This window comes from Candidatus Photobacterium acropomis, from assembly GCF_030685555.1.
Taxonomy (GTDB): Bacteria; Pseudomonadota; Gammaproteobacteria; order Enterobacterales; family Vibrionaceae; genus Photobacterium; species Photobacterium lucens.
In genome coordinates this window covers 2,832,432-2,858,596 of record NZ_CP131609.1, presented here as the reverse complement: position 1 = coordinate 2,858,596, position 26,165 = coordinate 2,832,432, and the positions used below count along the sequence as shown (strand labels likewise).

The 26,165-nt window shown below is 36.7% G+C and carries 23 protein-coding genes; 21 read left to right on the top strand and 2 right to left on the bottom strand.

Annotated elements, in window-relative coordinates; genetic code table 11:
• Positions 1 to 11: 11 nt before the first annotated feature.
• The 5 genes from Q7657_RS19835 (at position 12) to Q7657_RS19815 (ending at position 6,822) form a co-directional block, all read left to right on the top strand.
• Positions 12 to 1,094 carry an efflux RND transporter periplasmic adaptor subunit gene (locus tag Q7657_RS19835; RefSeq protein WP_107165507.1) on the top strand — a complete coding sequence of 361 codons (1,083 nt, stop codon included), beginning with the start codon at positions 12 to 14 and terminating at the stop codon, positions 1,092 to 1,094.
• Positions 1,094 to 4,228 (top strand): multidrug efflux RND transporter permease subunit, encoded by a 3,135-nt coding sequence (locus Q7657_RS19830; protein WP_107165506.1) that lies wholly within the window; start codon positions 1,094 to 1,096, stop codon positions 4,226 to 4,228. Before Q7657_RS19835 ends, Q7657_RS19830 begins: the two co-directional genes overlap by 1 nt.
• 216 nt (positions 4,229 to 4,444) lie before the next feature.
• The gene (gene rluF / locus Q7657_RS19825; RefSeq protein WP_107165505.1) at positions 4,445 to 5,596 is read left to right on the top strand and encodes a 23S rRNA pseudouridine(2604) synthase RluF; all 1,152 of its coding nucleotides are present in this window, start codon (positions 4,445 to 4,447) and stop codon (positions 5,594 to 5,596) included.
• Between the two features lie 113 nt (positions 5,597 to 5,709).
• Positions 5,710 to 6,021 carry a PTS fructose transporter subunit IIB gene (locus Q7657_RS19820; RefSeq protein ID WP_008987697.1) on the top strand — a complete coding sequence of 104 codons (312 nt, stop codon included), beginning with the start codon at positions 5,710 to 5,712 and terminating at the stop codon, positions 6,019 to 6,021.
• Between the two features lie 12 nt (positions 6,022 to 6,033).
• On the top strand, positions 6,034 to 6,822 hold the full coding sequence (locus Q7657_RS19815; protein WP_107165504.1) for a PTS sugar transporter subunit IIA: 789 nt from the start codon (positions 6,034 to 6,036) through the stop codon (positions 6,820 to 6,822).
• Here the strand turns inward: Q7657_RS19815 and Q7657_RS19810 are convergent.
• Positions 6,803 to 7,660, bottom strand: a complete 858-nt coding sequence (locus Q7657_RS19810; RefSeq protein WP_107165503.1) for an AraC family transcriptional regulator — start codon at positions 7,658 to 7,660, stop codon at positions 6,803 to 6,805. The two genes, Q7657_RS19815 and Q7657_RS19810, sit on opposite strands and share 20 nt — an antisense overlap.
• A 275-nt stretch (positions 7,661 to 7,935) precedes the next feature.
• Here Q7657_RS19810 and manA point away from each other — a divergent pair, with 275 nt between their 5' ends.
• From manA to aroC, 3 genes are all read left to right on the top strand, one after another.
• The gene (gene manA / locus Q7657_RS19805; protein ID WP_107165502.1) at positions 7,936 to 9,135 is read left to right on the top strand and encodes a mannose-6-phosphate isomerase, class I; all 1,200 of its coding nucleotides are present in this window, start codon (positions 7,936 to 7,938) and stop codon (positions 9,133 to 9,135) included.
• 406 nt (positions 9,136 to 9,541) lie between these two features.
• Complete coding sequence (locus Q7657_RS19800) at positions 9,542 to 11,446, top strand: PTS fructose transporter subunit IIABC (protein ID WP_107165501.1); 1,905 nt, start codon at positions 9,542 to 9,544, stop codon at positions 11,444 to 11,446.
• Positions 11,447 to 11,629: 183 nt separating this feature from the next.
• Positions 11,630 to 12,715, top strand: coding sequence for a chorismate synthase (aroC, locus tag Q7657_RS19795; protein ID WP_107165588.1), 1,086 nt, complete (start codon positions 11,630 to 11,632; stop codon positions 12,713 to 12,715).
• A 79-nt stretch (positions 12,716 to 12,794) separates the two neighbouring features.
• Here aroC and Q7657_RS19790 read toward each other — a convergent pair whose 3' ends face one another.
• The gene (locus tag Q7657_RS19790) at positions 12,795 to 13,415 is read right to left on the bottom strand and encodes a trimeric intracellular cation channel family protein (RefSeq protein WP_107165500.1); all 621 of its coding nucleotides are present in this window, start codon (positions 13,413 to 13,415) and stop codon (positions 12,795 to 12,797) included.
• A 315-nt stretch (positions 13,416 to 13,730) separates the two neighbouring features.
• Between Q7657_RS19790 and Q7657_RS19785 the strand changes: the two genes are divergently transcribed.
• The 13 genes from Q7657_RS19785 to wecA all read left to right on the top strand — a co-directional run bounded on the left by Q7657_RS19785 (position 13,731) and on the right by wecA (position 26,117).
• Positions 13,731 to 14,267, top strand: a complete 537-nt coding sequence (locus Q7657_RS19785; RefSeq protein ID WP_107165499.1) for an elongation factor P hydroxylase — start codon at positions 13,731 to 13,733, stop codon at positions 14,265 to 14,267.
• A gap of 29 nt (positions 14,268 to 14,296) precedes the next feature.
• Complete coding sequence (locus tag Q7657_RS19780; protein ID WP_107165498.1) at positions 14,297 to 14,554, top strand: YfcL family protein; 258 nt, start codon at positions 14,297 to 14,299, stop codon at positions 14,552 to 14,554.
• A gap of 95 nt (positions 14,555 to 14,649) precedes the next feature.
• A complete protein-coding gene (locus Q7657_RS19775; RefSeq protein ID WP_107165497.1) occupies positions 14,650 to 15,705 on the top strand; it encodes a Wzz/FepE/Etk N-terminal domain-containing protein in 1,056 nt (351 codons plus the stop codon).
• 1 nt (position 15,706) lies between these two features.
• Positions 15,707 to 16,765, top strand: coding sequence for a dTDP-glucose 4,6-dehydratase (rfbB, locus tag Q7657_RS19770; RefSeq protein ID WP_107165496.1), 1,059 nt, complete (start codon positions 15,707 to 15,709; stop codon positions 16,763 to 16,765).
• 72 nt (positions 16,766 to 16,837) lie between these two features.
• Entirely contained in the window at positions 16,838 to 17,737 is a 900-nt protein-coding gene (gene rfbA / locus Q7657_RS19765) for a glucose-1-phosphate thymidylyltransferase RfbA (protein ID WP_107165495.1), read from the top strand.
• Positions 17,737 to 18,282, top strand: a complete 546-nt coding sequence (gene rfbC / locus Q7657_RS19760; RefSeq protein WP_107165494.1) for a dTDP-4-dehydrorhamnose 3,5-epimerase — start codon at positions 17,737 to 17,739, stop codon at positions 18,280 to 18,282. Before rfbA ends, rfbC begins: the two co-directional genes overlap by 1 nt.
• A 34-nt stretch (positions 18,283 to 18,316) precedes the next feature.
• Positions 18,317 to 19,714, top strand: coding sequence for an oligosaccharide flippase family protein (locus Q7657_RS19755; RefSeq protein WP_107165493.1), 1,398 nt, complete (start codon positions 18,317 to 18,319; stop codon positions 19,712 to 19,714).
• The gene (locus Q7657_RS19750) at positions 19,698 to 20,960 is read left to right on the top strand and encodes an oligosaccharide repeat unit polymerase (protein ID WP_107165492.1); all 1,263 of its coding nucleotides are present in this window, start codon (positions 19,698 to 19,700) and stop codon (positions 20,958 to 20,960) included. The genes Q7657_RS19755 and Q7657_RS19750 overlap by 17 nt, the downstream gene beginning before the upstream one ends.
• 1 nt (position 20,961) lies before the next feature.
• Positions 20,962 to 22,233 (top strand): capsular polysaccharide export protein, LipB/KpsS family, encoded by a 1,272-nt coding sequence (locus Q7657_RS19745; protein ID WP_107165491.1) that lies wholly within the window; start codon positions 20,962 to 20,964, stop codon positions 22,231 to 22,233.
• A gap of 4 nt (positions 22,234 to 22,237) precedes the next feature.
• The gene (locus Q7657_RS19740; RefSeq protein WP_107165490.1) at positions 22,238 to 23,242 is read left to right on the top strand and encodes a WaaS/CpsH family glycosyltransferase; all 1,005 of its coding nucleotides are present in this window, start codon (positions 22,238 to 22,240) and stop codon (positions 23,240 to 23,242) included.
• The gene (locus Q7657_RS19735) at positions 23,235 to 24,380 is read left to right on the top strand and encodes a DegT/DnrJ/EryC1/StrS aminotransferase family protein (protein ID WP_181319804.1); all 1,146 of its coding nucleotides are present in this window, start codon (positions 23,235 to 23,237) and stop codon (positions 24,378 to 24,380) included. The genes Q7657_RS19740 and Q7657_RS19735 overlap by 8 nt, the downstream gene beginning before the upstream one ends.
• Before the next feature lie 17 nt (positions 24,381 to 24,397).
• Positions 24,398 to 24,970, top strand: coding sequence for an acyltransferase (locus tag Q7657_RS19730; RefSeq protein WP_258178228.1), 573 nt, complete (start codon positions 24,398 to 24,400; stop codon positions 24,968 to 24,970).
• A gap of 85 nt (positions 24,971 to 25,055) precedes the next feature.
• The gene (gene wecA, locus Q7657_RS19725; protein WP_107165488.1) at positions 25,056 to 26,117 is read left to right on the top strand and encodes a UDP-N-acetylglucosamine--undecaprenyl-phosphate N-acetylglucosaminephosphotransferase; all 1,062 of its coding nucleotides are present in this window, start codon (positions 25,056 to 25,058) and stop codon (positions 26,115 to 26,117) included.
• Positions 26,118 to 26,165 lie beyond the last annotated feature (48 nt).

Sequence of the window (26,165 nt, the reverse complement as noted above, 5' to 3'; positions counted from 1 at the left end):
GTGTTTTGACAATGAAAAAAATGGTCGTGGCAGTCGTGGTTGCTGCAGTGTTATCTGGTGGTTACTTCTACTTTCAGGGAACGTCTCATGCTGCGCAAGAAAGCAAAGGAGCGCGTTCGAGTCGTGTTGTTAGCGTAACGACGGGAACGGTATCTTCTGTGAGTATCGCTCAATCTCTTTCTTTAACCGGTAAATTACAAGCAGAGCACTCTGTCAACATTGCAGCTGAAGCATCAGCTCAAATAACAAAAATTAATGTAGAACCAAATCAGCTAGTTGAGAAAGGAGCCGTGCTGATCCAACTGGATAATGAAAAAGCCAAAGCGGCTTACGATGAAGCTCTAGCCTATTTCAATGACGAACAACGTAAATTAAATGAATTTAAACGCTTAGTGAAACGTGGTGCGATCACGCAAACTGAAATCGATGCACAAACCGCGAGTGTCAATATTGCTCAAGCGCGTTTGAAAGCTGCCCGTGCAGAATTAAACGATCATGTTATTAAAGCCCCTTTTAACGGTACGGTAGGTTTATTCGATTTTAGTCAGGGTCATCGAGTAGCTGAAGGTGCAGAACTGCTGACATTTGATGATCTGTCTTCGATGAAATTAGATATTCAGGTGCCAGAGCAGTATTTATCGCACCTTGCGGTAGGTATGAAAGTGGTCGCAACCAGTCAAGCATGGCCTGATCGCGTGTTTAATGGTGAAGTCACCGCGATTGATTCTCGGGTTCAAACTGATTCTTTAAATATCAAAGTCCGTGTGGTGTTTGAGAATAAAGATAATGCGTTAAAGCCGGGTATGTTATTGGCGGCTGATATAGGCTTTATTCCTCGTCCTCAAGCGGTGATCCCTGTCCAAGCGATTGAATACTCAGGTACTAAGCGTTTTATTTACCTTGTTGATGATAAAGAGAAGGTACATCGCACCGAGGTTCAATTAGGTGCTCGTATTGATAATACCGTTGTGATCAACAAAGGTGCCGATATTGGCGATCGCATTGTGGTGCAAGGCTTAGTGAATATGCGTGATGGCATTAAAGTTTCTGATATTACGCCAAAGCAAAGCGCACAACAGGGAGTGGATAGCTGATGTGGTTATCTGATGTTTCGGTAAAACGCCCAGTTGTTGCGATTGTACTGAGCTTATTACTTTGTGTGTTTGGTGTAGTGTCTTTCTCCAAATTAGCAATTCGTGAAATGCCGGATGTAGAAAGCCCTGTGGTGACGGTGATGACCACCTATCCAGGTACCTCAGCAACGGTAATGGAAAGCCAAGTGACGACCCCGATTGAAGATGAATTATCGGGGATCAGTGGGATCGACAATATCACCTCAATCACACGTAACGGTATGTCTCGGATCTCGATTGAATTTTCGATGGATTGGGATCTGACCGAAGGTGTCAGTGATGTCCGTGATGCGGTCGCTCGTGCTCAGCGTCGTTTACCTGATGATGCTAACGATCCTGTGGTATCGAAAGATAACGGTTCGGGTGAGCCTGCGGTTTATATCAACCTGTCTTCGTCTGAAATGGATCGTACTCAGCTAACGGATTACGCCCAACGTGTGCTTGAAGATCGCTTTAGTTTGATCAACGGCGTCAGTTCGGTGAGCTTGAGTGGCGGCCTTTATAAGGTGATGTACGTTAAGCTCAAACCTGAATTAATGGTGGGTCGAGGCGTTACCACCAAAGACATCATTGATGCGCTGCGTGATGAAAACGTTGAATTACCAGGCGGTGAAGTACGTAACGATCAAACCGTGATGGCAGTTAGGACTGCGCGTTTATACCGTGATGCTAACGATTTTAAATACTTGGTTGTACGCACAACAGAAAATGGCACACCGATCTACTTAAAAGATGTCGCTGATGTTGCCGTTGGTGCGGAGAATGAAAACTCAACCTTTAAGAGTAATGGTGTTGTTAACCTGAGTTTAGGCATTGTCACCATGTCGGATGCTAATCCCTTAGAGGTGGCAAAAGATGTGCGTGCCGAAGTTACGAGAATGCAGAAGTTCTTGCCTGCGGGTACGTCGTTAACGGTGGATTACGATGCAACGGTGTTTATTGAACGCTCAATTAGCGAAGTGTACAGCACCTTATTAGTTACTGGTGCCTTGGTTATTTTGGTGCTGTATGTCTTTATTGGGCAAGCCCGTGCGACCTTAATCCCTGCGGTTACGGTTCCAGTATCGTTAATTTCAGCTTTTATTACCGCATATTTCTTTGGCTTTTCCATCAACCTACTGACGTTAATGGCGCTGATTCTAGCGATTGGTCTGGTAGTCGATGATGCCATTGTGGTGGTTGAAAATATTTTCCATCACATGCAACGTGGCGAATCACCTTTACTTGCTGCTTACAAAGGGACTCGTGAAGTTGGCTTTGCGGTGATTGCAACGACTGCGGTATTAGTGATGGTGTTCTTGCCGATCTCCTTTATGGAAGGCATGGTAGGGCGTTTATTTACTGAGTTCTCAGTGCTACTTGCGATGGCGGTGATTTTTTCATCATTAATTGCGTTAACGTTAACGCCAGTGATGGGCAGTAAAATCTTAAAAGCCAATGTCAAACCGACTCGTTTTAACCTTTGGGTCAATCGTCAGTTCGATAAGCTAGAGAATGTCTATCGTCGAGGCGTCACCGTTGCTGTGAGACAACGCTTTATCGCACCCGTTGTCGTCTTGGCATGTATTGGCGCAAGTGTTGGTTTAATGAAAGTGATCCCAGCCCAATTGGCACCACAAGAAGATCGCGGGGTGTTATTTGCTTTTGTGAAAGGTGCAGAAGGCACCAGTTATAACCGTATGATCGGCAATATGGATGAAGTGGAAAGCCGATTGTTGCCAATGCTAGGTAAAGGCGTATTGAAATCAGTCAGTATTCAATCACCTGCATTTGGTGGTCGAGCTGGGGATCAAACTGGTTTTGTGATCATGCAGTTAGAAGATTGGCAAGATCGCTCTGTGTCAGCACAACAAGCATTGGGGATGGTAAGTAAGGCATTAACGGGTATTCCTGATGTGCGTGTAATTCCAATTATGCCGGGCTTTAGAGGTGGTTCATCGGAAGCGGTGCAATTTGTGTTAGGCGGCTCAGATTACCAAGAGCTTTATAAATGGGCATCGGAGCTTAAACACATCGCAGAAGATAGCCCAATGATGGAAGGTGTGGATCTCGATTACGCCGAAACCACACCAGAACTTATGGTAAATATTGATCGCCAGCGTGCAGCAGATTTAGGCATTCCTGTTTCAGATATTGCAGAAACACTGGAAGTGATGCTGGGCGGTCGTAGTGAGACTACCTTTGTTGAGCGTGGTGAAGAATATGATGTTTATTTGCGTGGTGACGAAAATCGCTTTAATAGCTCAGCCGATTTAAGCCAGATTTATTTAAGGGCGAAAAACGGTCAGCTAGTCACATTAGATACTGTGGCTTCGATTGATGAAGTGGCTTCAGCACAGAAGCTCAGTCATAACCAAAAGCAGAAATCGATCACTTTAAAAGCAAACCTGTCGGCAGGTTATACCTTAGGTGAAGCGTTAGATTTCTTAGATCAACAAGCAATCGAAAAACTGCCATCAGACATCACGATTAACTATGCCGGTGAGTCGAAAGATTTCAGAGAAAACCAAAGCAGCATTGCCTTGGTGTTTGGTTTGGCATTACTGGTGGCTTACTTAGTATTGGCGGCACAGTTTGAAAGCTTTGTGAACCCATTGGTAGTGATGCTGACGGTTCCAATGGGGATCTTTGGTGGCTTGGCTGGTTTGTGGTTAATGGGTCAAGGGCTCAATATTTACAGCCAGATTGGCATGATCATGTTGATTGGTATGGTAACCAAGAACGGTATTTTGATCGTCGAATTTGCAAACCAATTGCGTGACAAAGGCGTTGAGTTTGAACAAGCGATCGTTGATGCTTCTGTTCGTCGTTTACGCCCAATCCTGATGACGGCATTTACCACCTTGTTTGGTGCGATTCCGTTGATCATCTCAACCGGTGCTGGTGCAGAAAGTCGTATTTCTGTGGGTACTGTGGTGTTCTTTGGTATGGCGTTTGCGACCTTAGTGACCTTGTTTGTTATTCCGGCTATGTATCGTTTAATGGCGGGTAATACCAAATCACCAGGTTATGTTGAAAGCTTATTAGAAAAAGAGCTGCAACATGATTATATAGGTCGTATGAGTCACGGTGATCTGCCTAAGCAAGATCATTAAACCACAAACACAAACTTGAAGGACGAAAGGCGATAGGGAAACTTATCGCCTTTTCTTTTGGTTTTTCGGCGGTCTTTTTATAGCGCTAAAGGTGCTGCGACTACCTCTTTACTGAGCAATCAGTTAAACTTCAGCTTAGATAACAATCGAGTAATTAAACTGCCACAAGGGAGTTTATTACCCTGATCGTCCTAAAGCCCTTTATAGAAGAAAACCATGTCACAGAATCCAACGCAACAGCAGAGCCCACAAGGGGTTCGACTAAATAAATTCATTAGTGATACAGGCTATTGCTCACGCCGTGAGGCGGACAAGCTGATTGATCAGGGACGCGTCACTATTAATGGTAAAAAGCCAGAGATGGGCGTACGTGTAACAGACAGCGACGACGTACTTATTGATGATAAGCCACTGCGTAGCAAAGAGCGACCAATCTACATCGCACTAAATAAGCCAACAGGGATCACCTGTACTACTGAGCGTCATATCGAAGGTAACATCGTTGATTTTATTGGTCACCGTAAGCGTATTTTCCCGATTGGTCGTTTAGATAAGCCTTCTGATGGTCTGATTTTCTTAACTAACGATGGTGATATCGTTAATAAGATCTTACGTGCAGGTAACTCTCACGAAAAAGAATACGTTGTACGTGTTGATAAAGTGATCACTCCTGAGTTCTTAGAGAAAATGGCATCAGGCGTTGAGATCTTGGATACAGTTACTCTGCCTTGTAAGGTAACCAAAGAAACGAATTTCTCTTTCCGTATTGTACTGACGCAAGGTTTGAACCGTCAGATCCGTCGTATGTGTGAAGCGTTAGGTTATGAAGTTTACAAGCTTCGCCGTGTGCGCATCATGAATATCACGATTGATGGTCTACCAAACGGTAAGTGGCGTTACTTAACCGATGATGAAATTGCGGAAATTCATCGTTTAATTTCTCAATCAAGTGGTACAGAAGAAGCATCAAAAGTTGATGGTGAAGGTCGTAAGATTGAAAAAGCCACCGATGCAAAGCTGTATGATCATCGCCAACAAGAAGCTCGCAACGAAAAACGCGCACAAGAGAAGAAATTCAAAACCTACAGCGGTACAGGTGAATTTACTCGCCGTCCGGGTAGTCAGCGTCAGAATCGTCGTAACGAAGAGGGTGGTGAAGGTCGTCAACAACGTGGTCAACGTAATGGTCAGGGACGTAACGATCGTAATAGCCAAGATCGCAACGGCAATGAGCGTAATGGTCAAGGTCGTAATGACAATCGTCGCCAAGATTCTCGCCCTTCACGTAATACAGGCCGTGATTCAAAACCAAGCTTTGGCGGTAAAAGTACGGGTATTAAAAAGTGGAAATCTAAGAAAGAAGATTAATGCTTTTTAAATGAAAATAGCGCCCTTTAGTTTTTTATACGCTTTCAATAAGTGTGAATAGCTGAAAGGGCGTTTTTGTTTGTACGTGATTCGATGCGTAATAAGGAAATAGCATGAAAATTGTAGCAGTAACGGCGTGTCCAACGGGGATCGCCCATACTTACATGGCAGCAGATGCACTCAATAAAACAGCGCATAAAATGGGGATTCAAATCCAAGTTGAAACCCAAGGCGCAATGGGTATCGAAGATCAGCTAACCATGCAAGACATTGCCAAAGCCGATTTAACCTTGATTGCTTCAGATATTGAAGTGGAGCAACGTAGTCGCTTTACAGGCAGTAAGATCCACTGTGTTACCATTGAAGAAGTGTTGATTGATCCTGAAGCGGTACTTAAACGCTGCCAGCAATTAATTTCCCAATAGCAGGGTATAGAGATGTTAGAAAGACGTCTTACTTTCTATTGTGGGGAAACGGGCTTAACTCTTTTTCAGTTAGATAAATTGAAAAAGCTCGCTGGTTATTTTTCCTCTGATGTCCAAGTGTTTAACTTGCAGCTATTACGTGCAGAATCCGTAACAAAGCCACTTCGGGTATCAACCCTTTCCAGTAAACCTTATCAATTGTGTCAGCTCATTATTACAGGCGCAGATGCTGAGTTGGCCTTATTAGTGCTGACAGATTTTATTCACGAATATGCGTGTCCGTTATTGTTGTCATCGAGCGACAGTAAAGGTAATGCTATTTTACAACAGCGCATGGCATTGCTGGATTTTCCTCTTTCTTTTATCACCTCTAAACAACCTCAAACCGTTCAGAATAAAGCATCGTTGTTAGCCTCGTTGACACGCTCGCTGGTGGAGGAAAAGGTGATCAAAAATGATGATTATCAAGCTGTATTATCCGCGATAGAAAACCGTGAAAGTATTTCAGCAACGGTGATGGCAGAGGGGATAGCAATGCCCCATGTGATGATAGAGCCTATTTTGCAACCTGCAATGGTAATAACTTGTTGTCAGGAAATGGATTGGCATAGTCCGAGAGGTAATATCAGCAAAGTATTGATGATGGTATTACCCAAGCCTTCGCCACGTTGTGTGTTGATGGCATTTTCTCGGTTTTCAAAACAACTACTACAAGAGCCTTATGCACAAGCGTTGCGCCAAGCCTCTGATAGTAAAGTCATTGAAGCTTTGATTGTTGAAGCTATGCTAGCGTCTGATTAAGGCTGCGGTACTCAGTTGGTGTTCGACCTGTTTTGTTTTTAAATACTCGACAGAAGTAATTCATATCTTGAAACCCACATCGGGTTGCCACTTCCGCTAAACGAAAATTGTATTTCTTGAGCATAAACTTTGCGCGCTCTAACCGTACCCAACAGATGTAATCAGCCAATCGCATGTGCCCTTGTTGTCTGAATAAGCGTGAAAGATGATTCGGGGTAATGTTAAAGCGATGAGCGATGGATTCACGGCTAATCGCGCGGTGAAAGTTTTCTTGAATATAAATACAAATCCCTTGATAGAGATCTTCACAACGGTTCTTTTTAACTCGATCTGGGGTATTGAGCATAGAGCGGCTATAGCTAAGCAGCGCCAATAGCAGATGTTCATCCATTGGCTTTTTGGTTGGCTCTTTTGCCAGCATATTCAATGCCGATAAAATCGGATCAATCGCATGTCCGGTTGCAGCTTGAATTGAGTATTTCTGCACATCAAAGAAGTTCGGATTATCTTTACTTTTACTGACTAAACTAAAGCCAATTTGCCGTTTACCAAACAGTAAACTCAGTACGGAGCATTCGGTTTCCCAGTTGGGTTTATTCCAACAGTTAGGGGGAATATACAGCGCATCACCTAGCATCAGATTAACGTCACAAATGCCATGCTCACCGTCTTCCAATTGATTCATGTATTCGCCTTTAAGCACCAGTTCAAGACGAGGGAAGTTAACTTGATAACTAAATTGCGGCGGTGTGGTGTGATCGTTGGCAAACCAGATATGGTTGAAGCTCTCTCGCTCTTCGAGAATAGAGTCGATTAGATTAAGAAATACGGTATCCATTATTGCCGCCAATAAACCTGAGTTGTAAGGATTGTGAGTTAGGAATGAATCTTTGCGGTTGTTTTTGTTATAGTGCAGCGCAATATTTTGTAAAACATAGCTCACTTAATGGATTGTATCGAATAAGGGCTTATGGTGACCTGATTGATGTACCACTTTTTGACTTATGTAACATTTACACTGGTTTAAATAGTATTCCTCTTTGTAATTCTTTGATTTGCTAAGTGGAATACTATTTCATCGACGCACAACGATAATAAATTTAGGAATGAATTATGGCTGGTACTCACCGCTCTATGTTTTTTAAAATGAATAACGTGATCCAAGATTATGCATGGGGAAGCAAAACCTCGATTGAAGCTTTGTTTGGTATCGCAAACCCTGAAGTGAAACCACAGGCAGAATTGTGGATGGGCGCTCATGCGAATGGTTGCTCTGAAATTGAAGTTCAAGGCGAAGCGGTAAAGCTATCTGATTTTATTGCAACAGATCCTGATGCGATCATTGGTGCGCACACCCAGCAACAATTTGGTGAATTGCCGTATTTATTTAAAGTGCTAGCGGCTGAAAACGCATTGTCGATTCAGGTACACCCAAATAAGCAGCAAGCAGAAGTCGGTTTTGCTAAAGAAGAGCAAATGGGCATTGCACGTAATGCGGCAAACCGTAATTACAAAGATCCCAACCACAAGCCAGAGTTGGTATTTGCATTAACACCTTACCAAGCAATGAATGGTTTCCGTCAAATCGACGAGATTGCAACGCAGTTCAATGCACTTGAAATTCCAGCTATCAGCGAGTTAGTAGTTGCATTTAATGCTAATCAAACGGAAGCAGGTTTACGTGATTTCTTTGCTGCGATGTTATCGCTAGAAGGTGAGCAAAAAGCATCAGCGGTAAACGCATTACTGGTTTACAGCGAAGCACATAAAGATCAGCCATTGTTTGCTTTATTACTAGATTTAGCTGAGCAATACCCAGGTGATATCGGTTTATTTGCGCCATTAATGCTAAATGTATTAACCCTTCAGCCGGGTGAGGCAATGTTTTTGAGTGCTTGTACGCCACATGCTTACATTAAAGGTACGGGGTTAGAGATCATGGCTAACTCTGACAATGTATTGCGCGCAGGTTTAACACCAAAATACATGGATGTGCCAGAGCTAGTCGCTAATACTTACTTTACACCAATGGCATTTGATTCATTGTTATTAGCGCCGACTAAAGCTGAAAATGGTTCACACTATGCCATTCCAGTACCTGATTTTAAGTTCAGTGTTTATAAGCAAGTAGAGAATATTACGCTTGCTGTAAATAGCGCTGAAATTATCTTCGCTATTGATGCGCCAGTAACGCTAACACATAGCAATGGCGATACCGTTGTGATTGATAAAGGTCAGTCTGTCTTTATTCCAGCTTACGCTGAACAGTACCAAGTAACTTGTACTGGCAGTTTTGCTCGTGCTTATAACTAAGCTCTGTTAAATCATTAACCTTTATCGAAAGCGACAGATTTTTCTGTCGCTTTTTTTGTATCGGTTAGTGTGAAGTAACTCACTAAAATTCTGCGTTATAGCTAATGTCAATGCGTGATATTTACAGTGATTGAAAAATTATTTGAATTTCAATTTATTCCTTTAATTAAACTGTTTTTGTTTTATATTATTGATATTAAATAATTTAAATTTAATCTTGGTGTCTATTGAATCGGTTAAATGAAATGTGCCTTAGCTCACATCTCAATTATTAGGTTACATTTATCCAGTTAAAGCCTCTTCTGTGCTCTATTTTGAACCATCTAAAAGTTCGACAATATTCCCATACTGAAATCCATCAAATGAATGCTTGATGGGCACATAAAAATAAATGTTGGGGATAGACATGATTACTTCCTTGATCAATGAAAATTTAATTTGCCTTGAGCTTAAGGCGAAAACCAAAGACGACGTGTTTAACGAAATGGCTGAATTATTGGTAGCACAAGGTCGTGTTGCTGATAAAACGCAATTTATTGCTGATGTAAAAGCCCGTGAAGAATTAGGTAATACTGGTTTTGAAGAAGGCATTGCAATTCCTCACGCAAAAAGTGCAGCAGTTGCACAACCAGCAGTTGCGATTGGTGTCAGTCGTACTGGTATTGAATACGGTGCGGAAGATGGTAAACCATCACAGTTGTTTTTTATGATCGCATCACCTGATAACGGCGATAACCACCATATTGAAGTATTAGCAGAGCTTTCTTCAAAGCTGATTGAAGATGGTTTTGTTGAGCAATTCTTAGCAGCTAAAACAGAAAAAGAAGCCCTAGCGTTATTGCTTGAAGAAAAAGAGCAAGTTGTCGCGCAAGCGCAAACTAAAGGTTTGATCATTGGTGTCACAGGCTGTCCTGCTGGTGTGGCTCACACTTACCTTGCAGCAGAGGCATTAGAAAAAGCAGGTGCTGAGCTTGGCTATGAAGTGAAAGTAGAAACCAATGGTTCGATTGGTGTTAAGAATTCCCCAACCGCTGAAGAGATTGCACGAGCAGAAGCGATTGTCGTCAGTTGTGATAAGCAAGTTGATATGGCTCGCTTTGCAGGTAAAAAGCTGATCAAAACAGGTGTTAAAGCGCCAATTAAAGATGCAAAAGGCTTAATTCAGCAAGCGTTAGCTGCCAAAACCTATGAAGCCGATGGTGATGATACTTCTGATTCAAGCGAGAGCAAAGTTGCGCAAACTCGCTCGAATCTATATCGCTACCTGATGAACGGTGTATCCCACATGATCCCGTTTGTGGTAACTGGTGGTTTGTTAATCGCATTGTCACTGGCAATTGGTGGTCAACCAACTGATTCTGGTATGCAAATTCCAGCGGGTAGTCTATGGCAAAAAGTGCTCGATGTGGGTGTTGTCGCCTTTACTTTGATGATCCCAATTCTGGCAGGTTACATTGCCTTTGCAATAGGTGACCGTCCAGCATTAGCACCGGGTTTCATTGGTGGTTGGATTGCTAATAACGGTTCATTCTATGATGCAAGTGCGGGCACTGGTTTTATTGGTGCCATTGTTGCGGGTTTGCTGGTGGGTTACTTCGTTCGTTGGGTTGCAACTCGTAACTACCATAAGATGGTACAGCCTTTAGTGCCTATTCTTATTGCGCCAATTACGGGTACCTTATTCATCGCGGGCTTGTTTATCTTCGTTATTGGTGCGCCAATCGCTGGATTAATGGATAGCATGAACAGCATGCTTACTGAAATGAGCACAGGTAACGTAGTTCTACTGGGTATTGTACTCGGTGGTATGGCTGGCTTTGATATGGGCGGTCCATTTAACAAAGTCGCATTCTTGTTCTCTGTCGGTATGATTGCCAACGGTCAAACACAGTTCATGGGGGCTATGGCATGTGCGATCCCTGTTGCTCCTCTTGGTATGGGCTTAGCAACTGTGATTGGTCGTAAGCTAAATATCTTTGAGCAGTCAGAAGTTGAAGCCGGTAAAGCAGCTGGTGCAATGGGCTTAGTAGGTATCTCTGAAGGTGCAATCCCATTTGCTGCGCAAGATCCACTGTCTGTGATCCCTGCAAACGTATTAGGTAGTATGGTTGCTGCAGTGATGGCGTTCTCTTTCGGTATCACTAACAGCGTGGCACATGGTGGTCCAGTTGTAGCATTACTAGGTGCGATGAACAAACCTGCGCTTGCACTACTATGTATGGCATCAGGTATGGTCGTTACTGCTCTTGTTGCGGTAACACTAAAGAAAGTACGTAAAGCTAAAGCGGAGCGAGCATTAGCAACTGCTTAATCTTTACTATAAATAGCTAAATGAAAGCGATGGGTGAAAGCCTGTCGCTTTTTTCGTTTTGGAAAGCTATCACTGGCGGTAATTTACGCACTTGTTCTTGCAATCTATCTGACAACTTTGCACTATGTCAGTATTAGTAAAATTAAAAATGCATGTAAGCATAGAGATATCACAGAGGAAGTAATGGCAGGAAATACGATTGGACAACTATTTCGCGTCACCACATTTGGCGAAAGCCATGGCTTGGCGCTGGGCTGTATCATTGATGGCTGCCCACCGGGACTCGCATTAACTGAAGCTGATATGCAGCATGATTTGGATCGTCGTCGTCCGGGAACGTCAAAATACACCACGCAACGCCGTGAACCTGATGAAGTAAAAATTCTATCTGGCGTATTTGAAGGTGTAACAACAGGTACCTCTATCGGTTTATTGATTGAAAATACCGATCAACGCTCTAAAGATTACTCGAATATTCAAGACCTATTCCGTCCTGGTCATGCCGATTATACTTACCATCAAAAATATGGGGTACGTGATTACCGTGGCGGTGGTCGTTCATCTGCTCGTGAAACAGCAATGCGTGTTGCAGCCGGCGCGGTGGCAAAGAAATACCTAAAACAAGTTCATGGCATTGAAGTACGTGCTTACCTATCACAAATGGGTGATGTGAAAATTGATAAGGTCGATTGGGATCAAATCGAGCAAAACGCCTTTTTCTGCCCTGATGTTGATAAAGTTGAAGCTTACGATGAGTTGATCCGTAAGTTGAAAAAAGAAGGCGACTCAATCGGTGCAAAGATTACCGTGGTTGCGCAAAATGTCCCTGTTGGTTTAGGTGAGCCCGTTTTTGATCGCTTAGATGCCGATATTGCACATTCACTAATGAGTATCAATGCGGTAAAAGGTGTTGAGATCGGTGATGGTTTTGATGTAGTCGAACAACGTGGAAGTGAACACCGTGATGCGATGACACCAGAAGGTTTTAAAACCAATCACGCTGGTGGCATTTTAGGTGGTATTTCGTCTGGTCAAGATGTTGTGGCACATATTGCGCTTAAGCCAACCTCAAGCATTACGGTTCCGGGTGAGACCATTAATAAATTTGGTGAAACTGCTGAAGTTGTCACTAAAGGTCGCCACGATCCATGTGTTGGTATTCGTGCAGTACCTATTGCTGAAGCGATGTTAGCGATTACTTTAATGGATCATCTGTTACGTCATCGTGGCCAAAACGCAGATGTTGTTACTGATACACCTAAGATCTAATTAAAAAGATATCTATAAACAAGCCACGCTTGAATGAGTTCAGCGTGGCTTTGTTTTATCTCTTTATTAGAAAATAAGCTTAATGAGCGACTTCTTCTTCAAACTCAAATACGGGTAAACTCCAGCTAAAATACACTGCAGCCATACGTAGGCTGAAACCAGTAATTAGAGTAATCAGTGTGGTGATATCAGGGTGCACACCTAGATATGACATTGCGTAGTACATGATACCTGCAATAAATGCGACTGACGCATAAAGCTCTTTATGCAGTACCATAGGCTTGCGACGCGTGATCATATCGCGTAGCAAACCACCAAATACACCGGTCACTACCGCCGCAACAACACAAATAATTGGAGAGAGCCCCATTGTCATCGCAACTTGACATCCAATAATGCTAAAAACGATTAAGCCTATAGCATCGAGCAAGATAAACACTTTATGAAAACGAACCACCCAACGTGCGAAATAGGTCGTTAAGATCCCGGCAACACATGTGATCACTAAGTATTGTGGGTGAGCAACCCAGCCTAGCGGATAGTGACCGAGTAGTATGTCACGCACTGTTCCACCACCAATAGCGGTAGCACTTGCCACTAACATGACCCCAAACCAATCCATATGGCGTTTACCTGCTGCTAATGCACCTGTCATAGCTTCGGCTGTAATGCCAATAATGTATAAAACTGAAAGCAGCATGGTAAAGATATCCTTAATGAAGATTAAGGCGATTGTATTTGTGATCTCCATCTTGTTCTAATGAAAAGAAAAATTATTGGCATGAATTTAATTCATCTTAGAATGTTAAGAATATTTCCATTCAATAATATGTGCTTAGATTCTTATTCTGTTTGTTGTGCGTTATCTGGTTGAAAAACCAACAAAAATTAGATTTATTTTATAAAATGACAATAATATGACGTTAGTCATGGTCTGAAGCCGTAAGAAAATTCGCACTTAGAATTGCCGCATTGTATAATCGATAAGTTATGTATTTAAGAAGTTATCATTAGTATGAGACATGATTACAACGATTTAATCGTTATTTTCAATGGGTTATTTTTAGAAAGTCTCAATACAGAATTACTTCTTGGAGGCGATGAACCAATTTACTTACCAGCATCAAATGAGCGAGAGCATAATCAAATTATCTTTGCTCGTGGCTATTTTGCATCAGCAATGCATGAATTAGCACACTGGTGTATAGCGGGTGTTGAGCGCCGTAAATTGGAAGATTATGGCTATTGGTATGAACCTGATGGTCGCTCTGAAGCGGTTCAGGCAGAGTTCGAGAAAGTAGAAATTAAGCCACAGGCCATTGAGTGGATTTTATCAGCAAGTTGCGGATTTAAATTCCAGGTAAGTTGTGACAACTTGAGTGGTGACTGTGAGCCTGATAGGGTAGCGTTCACGTTGAAAGTTCGTGAGCAAGTACTGACCTATTTAAAGTTCGGAATTCCAGAGCGAGCAAAAATGCTGTCTAATGCGTTCCGAGAGTTTTATGGTATCAAACAGTTAACAGAACAGGATTTCAGACAACTCGTTCGATAGAATGAAATGCGTTGTGTATAGGGTAGGAAATGACAATTCAAGAATACGAAGAAAAGCTGCTTAAGCTTATCGACGATGGAATAGACACTGCGACAGACGATGAGCTGTTTGCCGGCGGGTATCTGCGCGGGCATATTTCATTAGCGGCTGCTGAGTGTGAGTCTGAAAATGAATTACAACTATCAGTAATGAAGGAAAAAGTAGAGCAGAGTATCGCTGATGCGAAAAGTGAGCTTTCTCCGACAGACTACTGCTTAATTTGTGCTTATTGGAAGCAATTGAACTAGTCGTTTTTAGGGTGAATTTTAAAATTTGGTGATTGCTTTGTGGGTTTTATAGCGTATCCCAAGGGCGGTAGCGTAATTGAAAATAGGTAAAAAAAGTGAATGATAATAAAAGAGCTATAGATGTGATTTTAAATGATAGTAACAACTTTCTTAATCTGCTTGATTTGATTTTATATCATAAGAAAAAAATCCTCCTTATAACTTTACTATCAGTAAGTTTGAGTTTTTTATATAGTCAACTTCGATCAGTTTTATGGATGTCTGAAGCGATTATATCACCTCCTGTTTATAACGATATATTAAAATTAAAACAAGAAGTTAATAGTCTAATTCTTATTAGCGACTCTACACAATTAGCAGAATTAAAATCTCTAATTGATTATAAGAAGTTATTTTCTGAGTTTAATATTTCATTCAACAGTGATGATGTAAAAGAAGAATTTATATATTTAAATTTTAAAAAAGATTTAGATAATAAGCAGACTGAAGATGAAAAGTTAAAATTAATAGCAAAAATATCAGAAGATATATCATCAGTAAAACAAAAAGATTCTAACCTTTATAATCTTACTTTTACATCAAATGGAGCAAAGAGAAGTCAGAAGTTATTAAGTAATTATATTGGTTTTGTAAACAAGAAAATTAATGATGAAAATTTAACCACATTGAAAAATATAGTAACTAGTTTAATTAATAACAATAATGAAGAGAAAAATTTACTTTTAGTAAAGGCTAAAGAACGGGTAAGTAAAGAGTTAGTTCTCACAGAAGGTGCATTAACAATTGCAAAAAAATCTCAAATAACCAACCCAATATTACAATATAATAGCGATATCTTTGACATACAAAAAGGTTCAAAAGCTTTACTTGAAAAGAAATTGATTCTTGATAACTTCAAAGATTACTCTGTTTTTGAACCAAAAATTAGTATTTTAGAACATAATTATAATATTTTAAAGAAAATAGATGTTAATGAGATTAGTACATCGAAGTATTATTCTTTTATTGAAAAACCAACAAACCCAATAAAGCAAAAAGGTACGCCTGGATTATATATAATAATCTTTGGCTTTATTTTTGGTATATGCGCAGGTGTGTTATATGTTTTGTTAATTTCTTCAAATCAAGATGAAAGCAAAGAGGAACAATAAATTGAAAATCCTTGTTACTGGTGGTGCTGGTTTTATAGGTTCCGCTGTTATTCGTCATATTATTAATAATACAGAAGATAGTGTAGTTAATGTTGATAAGCTTACATATGCAGGTAATTTAGAATCACTTTCTGGAGTTGAATCAAGTAACCGCTATCAATTCGAACGAGTAGATATTTGCGATCGTGTTGAGTTGGCACGTGTATTTCTTCAACATCAACCTGATGCTGTTATGCATTTAGCCGCTGAAAGTCACGTGGACAGGTCTATTGATGGACCTGCTGCATTTATAGAAACTAATATTATTGGTACCTATAATATGCTGGAAGCGGCTCGAGAGTATTGGAATCAACTAGATGATTTGAAAAAGAAAGCTTTCCGTTTTCATCATATTTCAACTGATGAAGTATATGGAGATTTAGAAGGTACTGACGATCTATTTATTGAAACAACGTCATATGCACCATCTAGTCCATATTCAGCATCTAAAGCTTCAAGTGATCATCTTGTTCGTTCATGGCTACGTACTTATGGTTTCCCTACCATAGTAACAAATTGCTCAAATAATTATGGGCCATATCACTTCCCTGAGAAATTAATACCTTTGATGATTCTTAACGCTTTGGAGGGAAAACAGTTGCCGGTCTATGGTAATGGTATGCAAATTCGTGATTGGTTGTATGTAGAAGATCATGCAGTTGCTCTTTATACCGTTGTAACCAAAGGATATATTGGTGAGACATACAATATTGGTGGCCATAACGAAAAAGCAAACATTGAAGTAGTGAAAACAATTTGTTCATTGCTTGAAGAGTTGGTTCCTAATAAGCCTGAAGGTCTAGCTCAATATAAAGACTTGATTACTTATGTGACTGATCGTCCAGGACATGATGTACGATATGCTATTGATGCAACCAAAATTGCGTCAGAACTTGGGTGGAAGCCTCAAGAAACATTTGAGTCAGGCATTCGTAAAACAGTTGAATGGTATTTGAATAATGAGCAGTGGTGGAACCGTGTACTTGATGGATCATACAATCGAGAGCGTTTAGGCAAGTAATCGTTACTATATTTTTTCTTTCAAGGTTGATTGTTTATCAACCTTGATAAACAAAAGCTAGGACATTTATAAATGAAAGGCATTATATTAGCAGGTGGATCAGGTACTCGTTTATACCCAATTACTCGTGGTGTCTCTAAACAGTTACTACCTGTATACGACAAGCCTATGATTTTTTATCCGCTATCGACGTTGATGCTAGCTGGTATTCAAGACATTCTAATTATTACTACCCCCGAAGATAATGATAGTTTTCGTCGTTTGCTTGGTGATGGTTCAGATTTTGGTATTAATCTAGATTACGCTGTACAGCCTTCTCCTGATGGTTTAGCTCAAGCATTTATTATCGGTGAAGATTTTATTGGCGGTGATAGTGTGTGTTTAGTTCTCGGTGATAATATTTTTTATGGACAGTCTTTTAGTCGGACTCTTAGAAATGCTGTTTCACGAGACTGTGGTGCTACCGTATTCGGTTACCATGTAAAAGATCCTGAGCGTTTTGGGGTTGTTGAGTTTGATGAAAATTATAAGGCGTTAAGCATCGAGGAAAAACCGTTACAACCAAAATCTAATTGGGCTGTCACAGGATTGTATTTTTATGACAATCGTGTGGTTGATTTTGCTAAGCATGTTCAACCATCTGAACGTGGCGAACTGGAAATTACTACAATAAATCAAATGTATTTAAATGATGGCTCTCTAAATGTTGAGTTATTGGGTCGTGGTTTTGCTTGGTTAGATTCTGGCACACATGAAAGTTTACATGAAGCGTCTTCATTTGTGGAAACGTTGGAAAATGTTCAAGGCTTGAAAGTTGCTTGTTTAGAAGAGATTGCTTGGTCAAATGGTTGGTTATCTGATGAAGAAATTATTCGATTAGCTCAGCCAATGTTAAAGAATAACTATGGCAAGTATTTAGTATCATTAGTTGAGAATCAAACATTGCGTAATTCTTTAAAGGTTAATCGATAATGAAAATAATTAAAACTAAATTAAAAGACTGTATCATTATTGAACCGAAAGTATTTGGTGATGAGCGCGGCTTTTTTATGGAAACATATCAAGAGGAACGTTATATCGATGTAGGTATAAAAGAACGATTTGTTCAAGATAATCGTTCTCGTTCAACTAAGAATGTTCTCCGCGGATTACATTTTCAAAAAACAAAGCCACAAGGAAAATTAGTCACCGTAACTAATGGTGAAGTTTTCGATGTTGCTGTAGACCTTAGACCTGATTCTGAAACTTTTGGAGAATACGAAACTATTATCTTAAGTGGTGATAATAAACTTCAGTTTTATGTTCCACCTGGTTTTGCCCATGGCTTTTGTGTGTTAAGTGAATCTGCAGATTTTCAATATAAATGTACAGATTATTATGATCCAAAAGACGAAGCTGGAATCCTTTGGAATGATAAAACGCTCGATATAAAATGGCCGCTCGAGACTCCACTGATATCATTTAAAGATTCAACTCAAGAAACCTTTCAGGATTTTTTTATTAAGTTAAATAAATGAGGGCTTGTCCCTCTTTTTATTTATAGAGTTTCTAATGTTAAAAAAAATAAATAACATTATATTTGGTTTTATTTCTTCAGTAATGGGTAATTTTTTATTGTTGATACTAACAATATTTATTACCAGAACAATCTCAGTAGAGGCATATGGACAAGCTAAATATATTTTAAATGTAGCATCTATTGCTTTAGTTATATGTATGATGGGACGAGAAAATATAATAGTACTATCATATCAAAGAGAAGGAAGAGGGGTATTATTTGAAGAAATATTTATTACTATTCTATTATTATTTATCTGTTTTTTTATAATAGCATTTGGTTTTTCATTATTTGATTCTAGTTATATAAATTATTTAGGATTGTTAATGATACCTTTATGGGGAGCTTTCAATATAACTAATGCGGCTCTAAGAGCTATTAACAGAATAAATGAATCATTTTTTATATCAAATGTGATTCAAAGAGTATTAAGATTTGTCATTGTTATAACTAGTGTCATTATTTTTCCTGATGCTTTTGGAGTACTTCTAGGTTATATAATATCTCAGTTTGTCTTAGTAATAGTCTCTATTTATACGGTAAAATCTGATTTAGTTTCTTATAAGAAAAATATTTCAGTCAAAAGATATGCTAATAAATTTAACGAATCGCTTCTATTTGGTTTAACAGCTTTAACATCTGTTTTATTAATACACTTAGATTCATTAATGCTTGGACAATTAAGTACAATAGATAATGTTGGTCTTTATGATATAGCATATTCATTAAGTATATTTACATTTTACCCTTTACTTGCTTTGGCTAAAACAACAGAAACTCGAGCTTTAGAAATGGATAAAGCTGATATATTTTCAGCATACCATAAAAATATAAATATATCGGTTTTACTTTCAGTAATAATATCTATTGTTTTTATAATATACGGAAAGACTATCCTCTCTATATTTGGTAATGAATATAAAACCATTTATTATGCTATGATAGTTTTAACTTGTGGTTTTACTTTTATAACTGCTTTTGGTGTGTCCTCTGAATATTTACTTTGGAATAAAAAAAGAAAATTAGTTGTTTGCGTTTCGTTCTTAGCAATTATATTGAATGTTATATTAAATATATTTTTAATTCCATTGATTGGTGGTGAAGGTGCAGCAATTTCTTCTATATCATGTCTTTTATTTTCAAAGTTTATTTGTAACTATATGGTTACAAAAGAATTTAATATTAATCTAAAGATATCAAATATTAAAATAATGATATATGCTATCATCTTTTCAATATCCTTTTTTATTACAAACTATATTTCTAATATAGAATATAATTTTTATGAAGAGTTTTTAATAAAATTAACATTGATGGCAGTAATAATTATATTTATTGTTCTAGTGAATTTTGATTTTGTGAGAAAATTAATTGATGAATATAAAAAATAAGATATCAAGTGATTTTAAAATAGATACTGTATTCATATTATTATCATCTCTTTTACTTATTGCTGATTATTTATCAATTAAAGATATAGGTATTTATGTTATACTGTTAGCAATAATTTCAAATGTACAACTTTTATTTCGCTCTAAAAATTCACTGCTGATAATAAATATTTTTTTAATGACTTATTGGTTAGCTCTTGTACCTTTCTTCGTATATGGAATTCATTATCATATATATGATACGTATCAAACATTGTCGCTAACATCTCAAGTGGTTTTAATGCAGATTATTTTCCAACGCATTATTACTACAAATGAAACTTGTAAAAAAATAAATATAAGCAATATTTGTGTTAAAAAATCAAAATTACTATTTTATATTTCTATCGTAATTGCTGTTGTATTTAATGTTTACACAATTACCGTTAGTAAATCTATTATCGGTATCGGATATGAAAATAGTTTTAATTCTGGTACAATATTTTTGGAGTACGTAGTTGTTCCTTTATCTATTGCGTGTATTCACTGTTCTCGAAAAGTTAAATTTCAAGTCTTTAGTTTATTTGTTGTTATTCTTATATCGATGGTACTTCCTCTTTTATATGGTAAGAGGTTACCCTTTATCTTATGTGGAATGATATTTTATATTTTTTTCTTAGAAAGTAAATTAACCAAAAAAGACTTAGTTTATTTAGTTTTATTTTCTTTGATTTTTATTCAAATAATTGGTGTAATCAGAGATTCGGAATATAATTTTTCTATTAATTATTTATTGTTTGGTTTAAAAGAAAATGGTGAATATTCGAATAATCAAGGTGGAGTGACAGCCGCTTCCGTCGCGTATCTTGGATTAGTTAAGAATGATACTTTTGATTTGAAATTTAGAATTATAAGTTTTATATCGCAATTTGTAGTTTCATTTTTACCATCCTCATTATCACCAGATGAAACTTTCATAAATATAGAAGCAATGAAATATACGCCAATACCTGGTAATGGTGGTTTTACTACGACATATTTTTATTTATTTCTTGGTCCTATTGGAGTAATATTTTTTAGTTATATTTTCAGAGTAATGCTATCTATAAGAAACCATTCAACTTTTATTATGTTAGTGCCTATATTGACATTAACTCTTTTTCCTAGGTGGATGGTTTATAGTATATTTCCTTATATTAAAATTGTAGTTTGGTCTTTGATTTTTTACGGAACATTAAAAATTTTTAAAAAAATAGTGATGAAATGAAATGAAAAAAGTATTATTTGTTGGTTTTTATGATGATTATGCAAGATTTTATTCATCAGTATCAAAAGAAATAAGTAAACATTTAGAGATTGAATCTTTTTTCTGGTATTTCAATATAAGCGGTTATTTGTATGGTAAACTTCATGGTCAGAACAGTCATTTGATAAATGTTGAATCATACTTTTCCAATATCGTTGGCGATGATAAGATTGATAAAATTAAACAAAAGAGATATTTAGAATACAATAAAAAATGTGAAAAATTAACTCATAAAATTGAAGGAAAATTAATCACTAAAGCAAATAATTATTATCATTATATATCAAATCTTTTAGATGAGATAAATGTTGACATAATTATAATGCCGGGAGACTGCCGAATGCTAGAGCAAATAATAATAGATCTTGCTTCGGTTAAAGGAATTGAAGTAGTTTATTTTGAACAAGGACCATATGGTACAACTATTATTGATCAAGAGGGCGTTAATTCATTCTGTTCTTTTAGGTATAACAATAAAATAGTTAATAAATACTTAGATACTAAATTTGAAAAGCCACAAAAATCTGAAAAATACAAAAGGAACTATATTTATAGGGCTTTTGATAAGGTTGTTGATAGGTGTTTTAAATCATTTGATTTTTATCCATACGATAATAGAGAATATCTTTTAGATAAGACTATCTCTAAAAGGGACTATGACAGAATTAAAGAAATAACTAACGATAATGAATTTATATTAGTCATATTGCAGGTCCCACATGATGCTAATTTTACACATCATAATCCGTTTTTTTCATCGCATTTAGAATTAGTAGAGTCAGTTTATCGTAATAGGCCTAAAAATATTAAAATCGTAGTACGTGAGCACCCGCTATACAAAAGACGCTATGAAAAAGAATTGTATGATTTTATTTCAAAAGAAAAAGATATATTTCTAGATAAGTCCGGCTCTGTTGATGATATAATTAATGAATCGAGTTTAGTTATCGTTAATAACTCAACAAGTGGACTTGATGCCTTATCACAATATAAGAAAGTGATTGTTTTTGGAAACTCATATTATGATCAAGCTCCGTGTGTATTTAAAGTTAAGAGTTTAAATAGTTTAGATTTATTTATTTCATCGGTAATGAATTCTAAATTGGATCACAATTTAGTTAATGGATATTTAAATTCACTAATATATGACAACTTATTACCAGGACATTATAGAGATCGTGTTTTGACTGTAAGTAAGTTAGTAGCAAAAAAAATAGTAAAGATGCTTGGTTAATATTATGACGATAAGAGATAAAAAAATAGCTGTTATTGGACCGGATTTTTTTGGTTATCCCGATGCAATAATTAAATCGATAGAAAAGCAAGGGGGGACTGCGATTTTTATCGATGAGCGACCTGCTAATGATTTTATTACAAAGGTTTTACTTCGACTTAGATTGACTTTTTTTATTAGAAATAAAATTAACACTTACTATAGCGGTGTTAAAGAAACGATAAAAAAATTTAATCCTGATGTGATTCTTTTGATAAGTCCAGAGTCAATATCAGAAGATCACCTCAGAGAAATTAGAATGTTAAATTCTAAAATTGTACTTTATATGTGGGATTCGATAGCAAATAAGAAAGATGCGATAAAATTATTTGATTATTGTGATGATATAATTAGCTTTGATCTTGAGGATTCAATTAAATACAATAAAGTAGGTTTTTTACCACTTTTTTATGAGTCTAACTATAATTTACCTAGAAATGAATCTAAGTATGATCTGGCTTTCATTGGAACGGTTCATTCTGATAGATATAAAATCATTTCAGCTTTAGATAATAGAGAACTTAAATTCTATAAATTCATGTATATGCCAAGTAATGCGTTATACTACTTGAGACGTTTTTTATCTTTATCTATGTTAAAAAGCAAGAAATCTGATTTCAACTTTAATAAAATATCGAGTAATCAAATTGCCGAAATTTTTTCTTGTTCTAAAGCTATTCTTGATATAAATCATCCAGGACAGAAAGGGCTAACATCTAGAACTTTTGAATGTCTTGGTGCTGGGTGTAAATTGATAACAACGAATAATGAAATTGTAAAATATGATTTTTATCACCCTGATAATGTGTATATTTTAGATAGGAATAACCCTAAAATTGAAATGAGTTTTTTTACAACTGCATTTAATGAAGAATTTAATGAGAAGATTAAATCTAATCATATTGATTCTTGGGTGAGTAACGTTATTAATGGAAAAGCTAAATTAATAAATGGTAATGAAAATGACTAGGAAAATTAATTTGTTTCAACCTTGTTTAGGTAAGGAAGAACTTGCTGAGGTATCTAAGGTTTTTGAAAGTAACTGGATAGGAAAAGGACCTAAGACTGCTTTATTTGAAGAGAGGTTTGCATTACATTTAGACTCAAAAAAAGAACAAGTTCTTAGTACTAGTAGTTGTACAGAAGCGATATTTTTATCATCTAAAATATTTAATTTTAATGAGAAAGATGAAATAATTATACCTACGAACTCTTTTCCTTCAGTTGCTAGTAGTGTTTTAGAATCAGGTGCTAAAATTGTCTTTTGTGACATTGATTCTCGTACGCTAAATGTTGAATTAAAGCATTTTGAGCATTTAGTAACAAATAACACTAAGGCTGTTTTTATTACTCATTATGGTGGTTATCCAACTGATATGGATGACATTGTTACTTTCTGTCTGGCGAATGATATTAAAATCATTGAAGATTCAGCATGTGCTGTTTCAAGCCGTTACAAAGGTAAACGTTGCGGAACATTTGGAGATATGGCTTTTTGGTCTTTTGACGCCATGAAAACTCTTACAACAGGCGATGGTGCAATGATTTATTTTAAAGATGAAAATGATCGTTGTTCTGCATCAGAATGGTTGTATTTAGGGCTTCCAGCAAAAGAGAAAAGTGGGCTTGATAAGTCATCTGATGGTGAAGCAGCTGGTTGGTGGGAGTTCGATATAACAAAACCAGGCAGAAGAGCTATCATGAACGATATCACAGCAGCAATTGGTTTAGTTCAATTAAATAAAGTACCTAGCTTTATATCTCGTAGAGAAGATATTAATACTTTATATCGACAGAAATTATCGGGTGTTAAAGATTTACTTTTACCACCTGAACTCAAATTCGATTATGAATCTTCATTCTACTTCTTTTGGGTGCAGACTGAGAAGCGTGATGAATTAGCTAAATATTTGCTTAAACATGGTGTTTATTGCACCTTTAGATATTGGCCATTACATCGAATAGAGCTTTTTAACAATGATAGTTCATTAGAGTTTAAAGGTTCTGATAAGGCTACAGCGACAACATTGAATTTACCTATTCATCAATCAATGTCAGATGAAGATGTGAATTATATTTGTGATCTTATTATCGAGTTTATGGAGTAATATTAAAGGTGTCTTACATGACACCTTTACTTTTTATTATGTTTTATAAAGTTATTTGGACTATAAGAGCTATTATATACAAGCTTATCTTTAATAAAATAGGCTTCCCTTCTTATATAGGTAAGCCTATTTTTATACATAATCCGAAAAAGATCTTCATTGGTAAAAACGTTCGAATTTTTCCTTGTGCTAGATTTGAAGTGCACGGACTTAATTCATATATAAAGATTGAAGATAATGTTGGTATAGGTCAAAATTTTCATGTTATATCAGGTGGAAGATTAACTATTTCAAGTGGTACTATTATTGCTCCGAATGTTTTTATTAATAATTTAGATAATGATTATAAAACTATTGGTGAGAATGTTTTATCGCAAAAGTCCATTTATAAAGAAACAATAATTGGAAAAAACTGCTTTATTGGTTATGGTGCTGTAATTCAATCAGGAACTATTTTAGGTGAGCAATGTATTGTAGGGGCAAACTCTTTTGTTAAAGGTACTTACCCTAATTATAGTGTTATAGCTGGGAATCCTGCTAAAGTTGTAAAAAAATTTGATAAAAAACTTATGTTATGGGTAAAGGCATAAATATCTATACTGTTTAGCTTATTTGTTTCTTAATTTTAAATAGTATCGTGAACAATAGTGTAATTTGATGTTACAAGGAAAATAAATGTATATAGAACTTTTTTTTGTTTTTTTTTCATCCTTAACAACGCTCTATATATTGAGGAAAATAGCTAAGCGAGTAGGTTTAGTTGATAAACCAAATCAAAGGAAAACTCATGAAGGATTAGTTCCTTTAGTTGGTGGTTTATCTATTTGTATCGTTTTAGTACAGTTTTTATTTTATAATGATTCTATTATCAATTACTCTGGGCTATATTCTTTATCAATTATAATATTGGTTATCGTTGGTGTCATTGATGATAAGTATGACCTAAACTTTAAAGTTAGGTTATTTGTTCAGGCTATATTATCATTTTTAATGATACATTTTGCTGGAATTAAATTATTAAATTTAGGAAATATGTTTGGTTTTGGTGTGATTGATTTTTCATCAATGCACATGACTTATTTCGCATATTTCATTACAATTATAGCTGTAATAGGTGCTATTAATGCTTTTAATATGGTTGATGGTATTGATGGCCTTTTAGGGGGGTTATCTATTGTTACTTTTAGTAGTCTAGCTATTGTCTTGAAATATGATGGCCAAGATTCATTAGCACTATTTTGTCTTGTTATTATTGTCGCAATAATCCCTTATGTTTTGTTTAATCTTGGACTTATGGGTCGTAAGAGAAAAGTATTTATGGGGGATGCTGGTAGTATGTTAATTGGCTTTACAATTATTTGGCTCCTTTTATCGTCTAGTCAAGGAGCTAAAGCTCCACTCAGACCTGTAACAGCATTGTGGTTAATCGCTATTCCATTGATGGATATGGCTGCAATAATGATACGCAGAATTCGTCGTGGTGATTCACCTTTTAAGCCTGATCGTGAACACTTGCACCATATTTTTCAACGTATTGGTTTTTCCTCTCATCAAACTTTAGGAATAATTTCGTTATTGGCTTTTGTCTTTGCTATGTTTGGTATATATGGGGAGATTATAAATATTCCTGAATATATTATGTTTTTATTATTTTTAACTTTGTTTTTAATTTATTTTTTAATGTTGTCATATTCATGGAGAATATTGACGTTAATTAGGAAGATTATAAAGACATAATTATTATTTATGAAGGCAATAACGCTAATAATTATATTGCAAACGAAA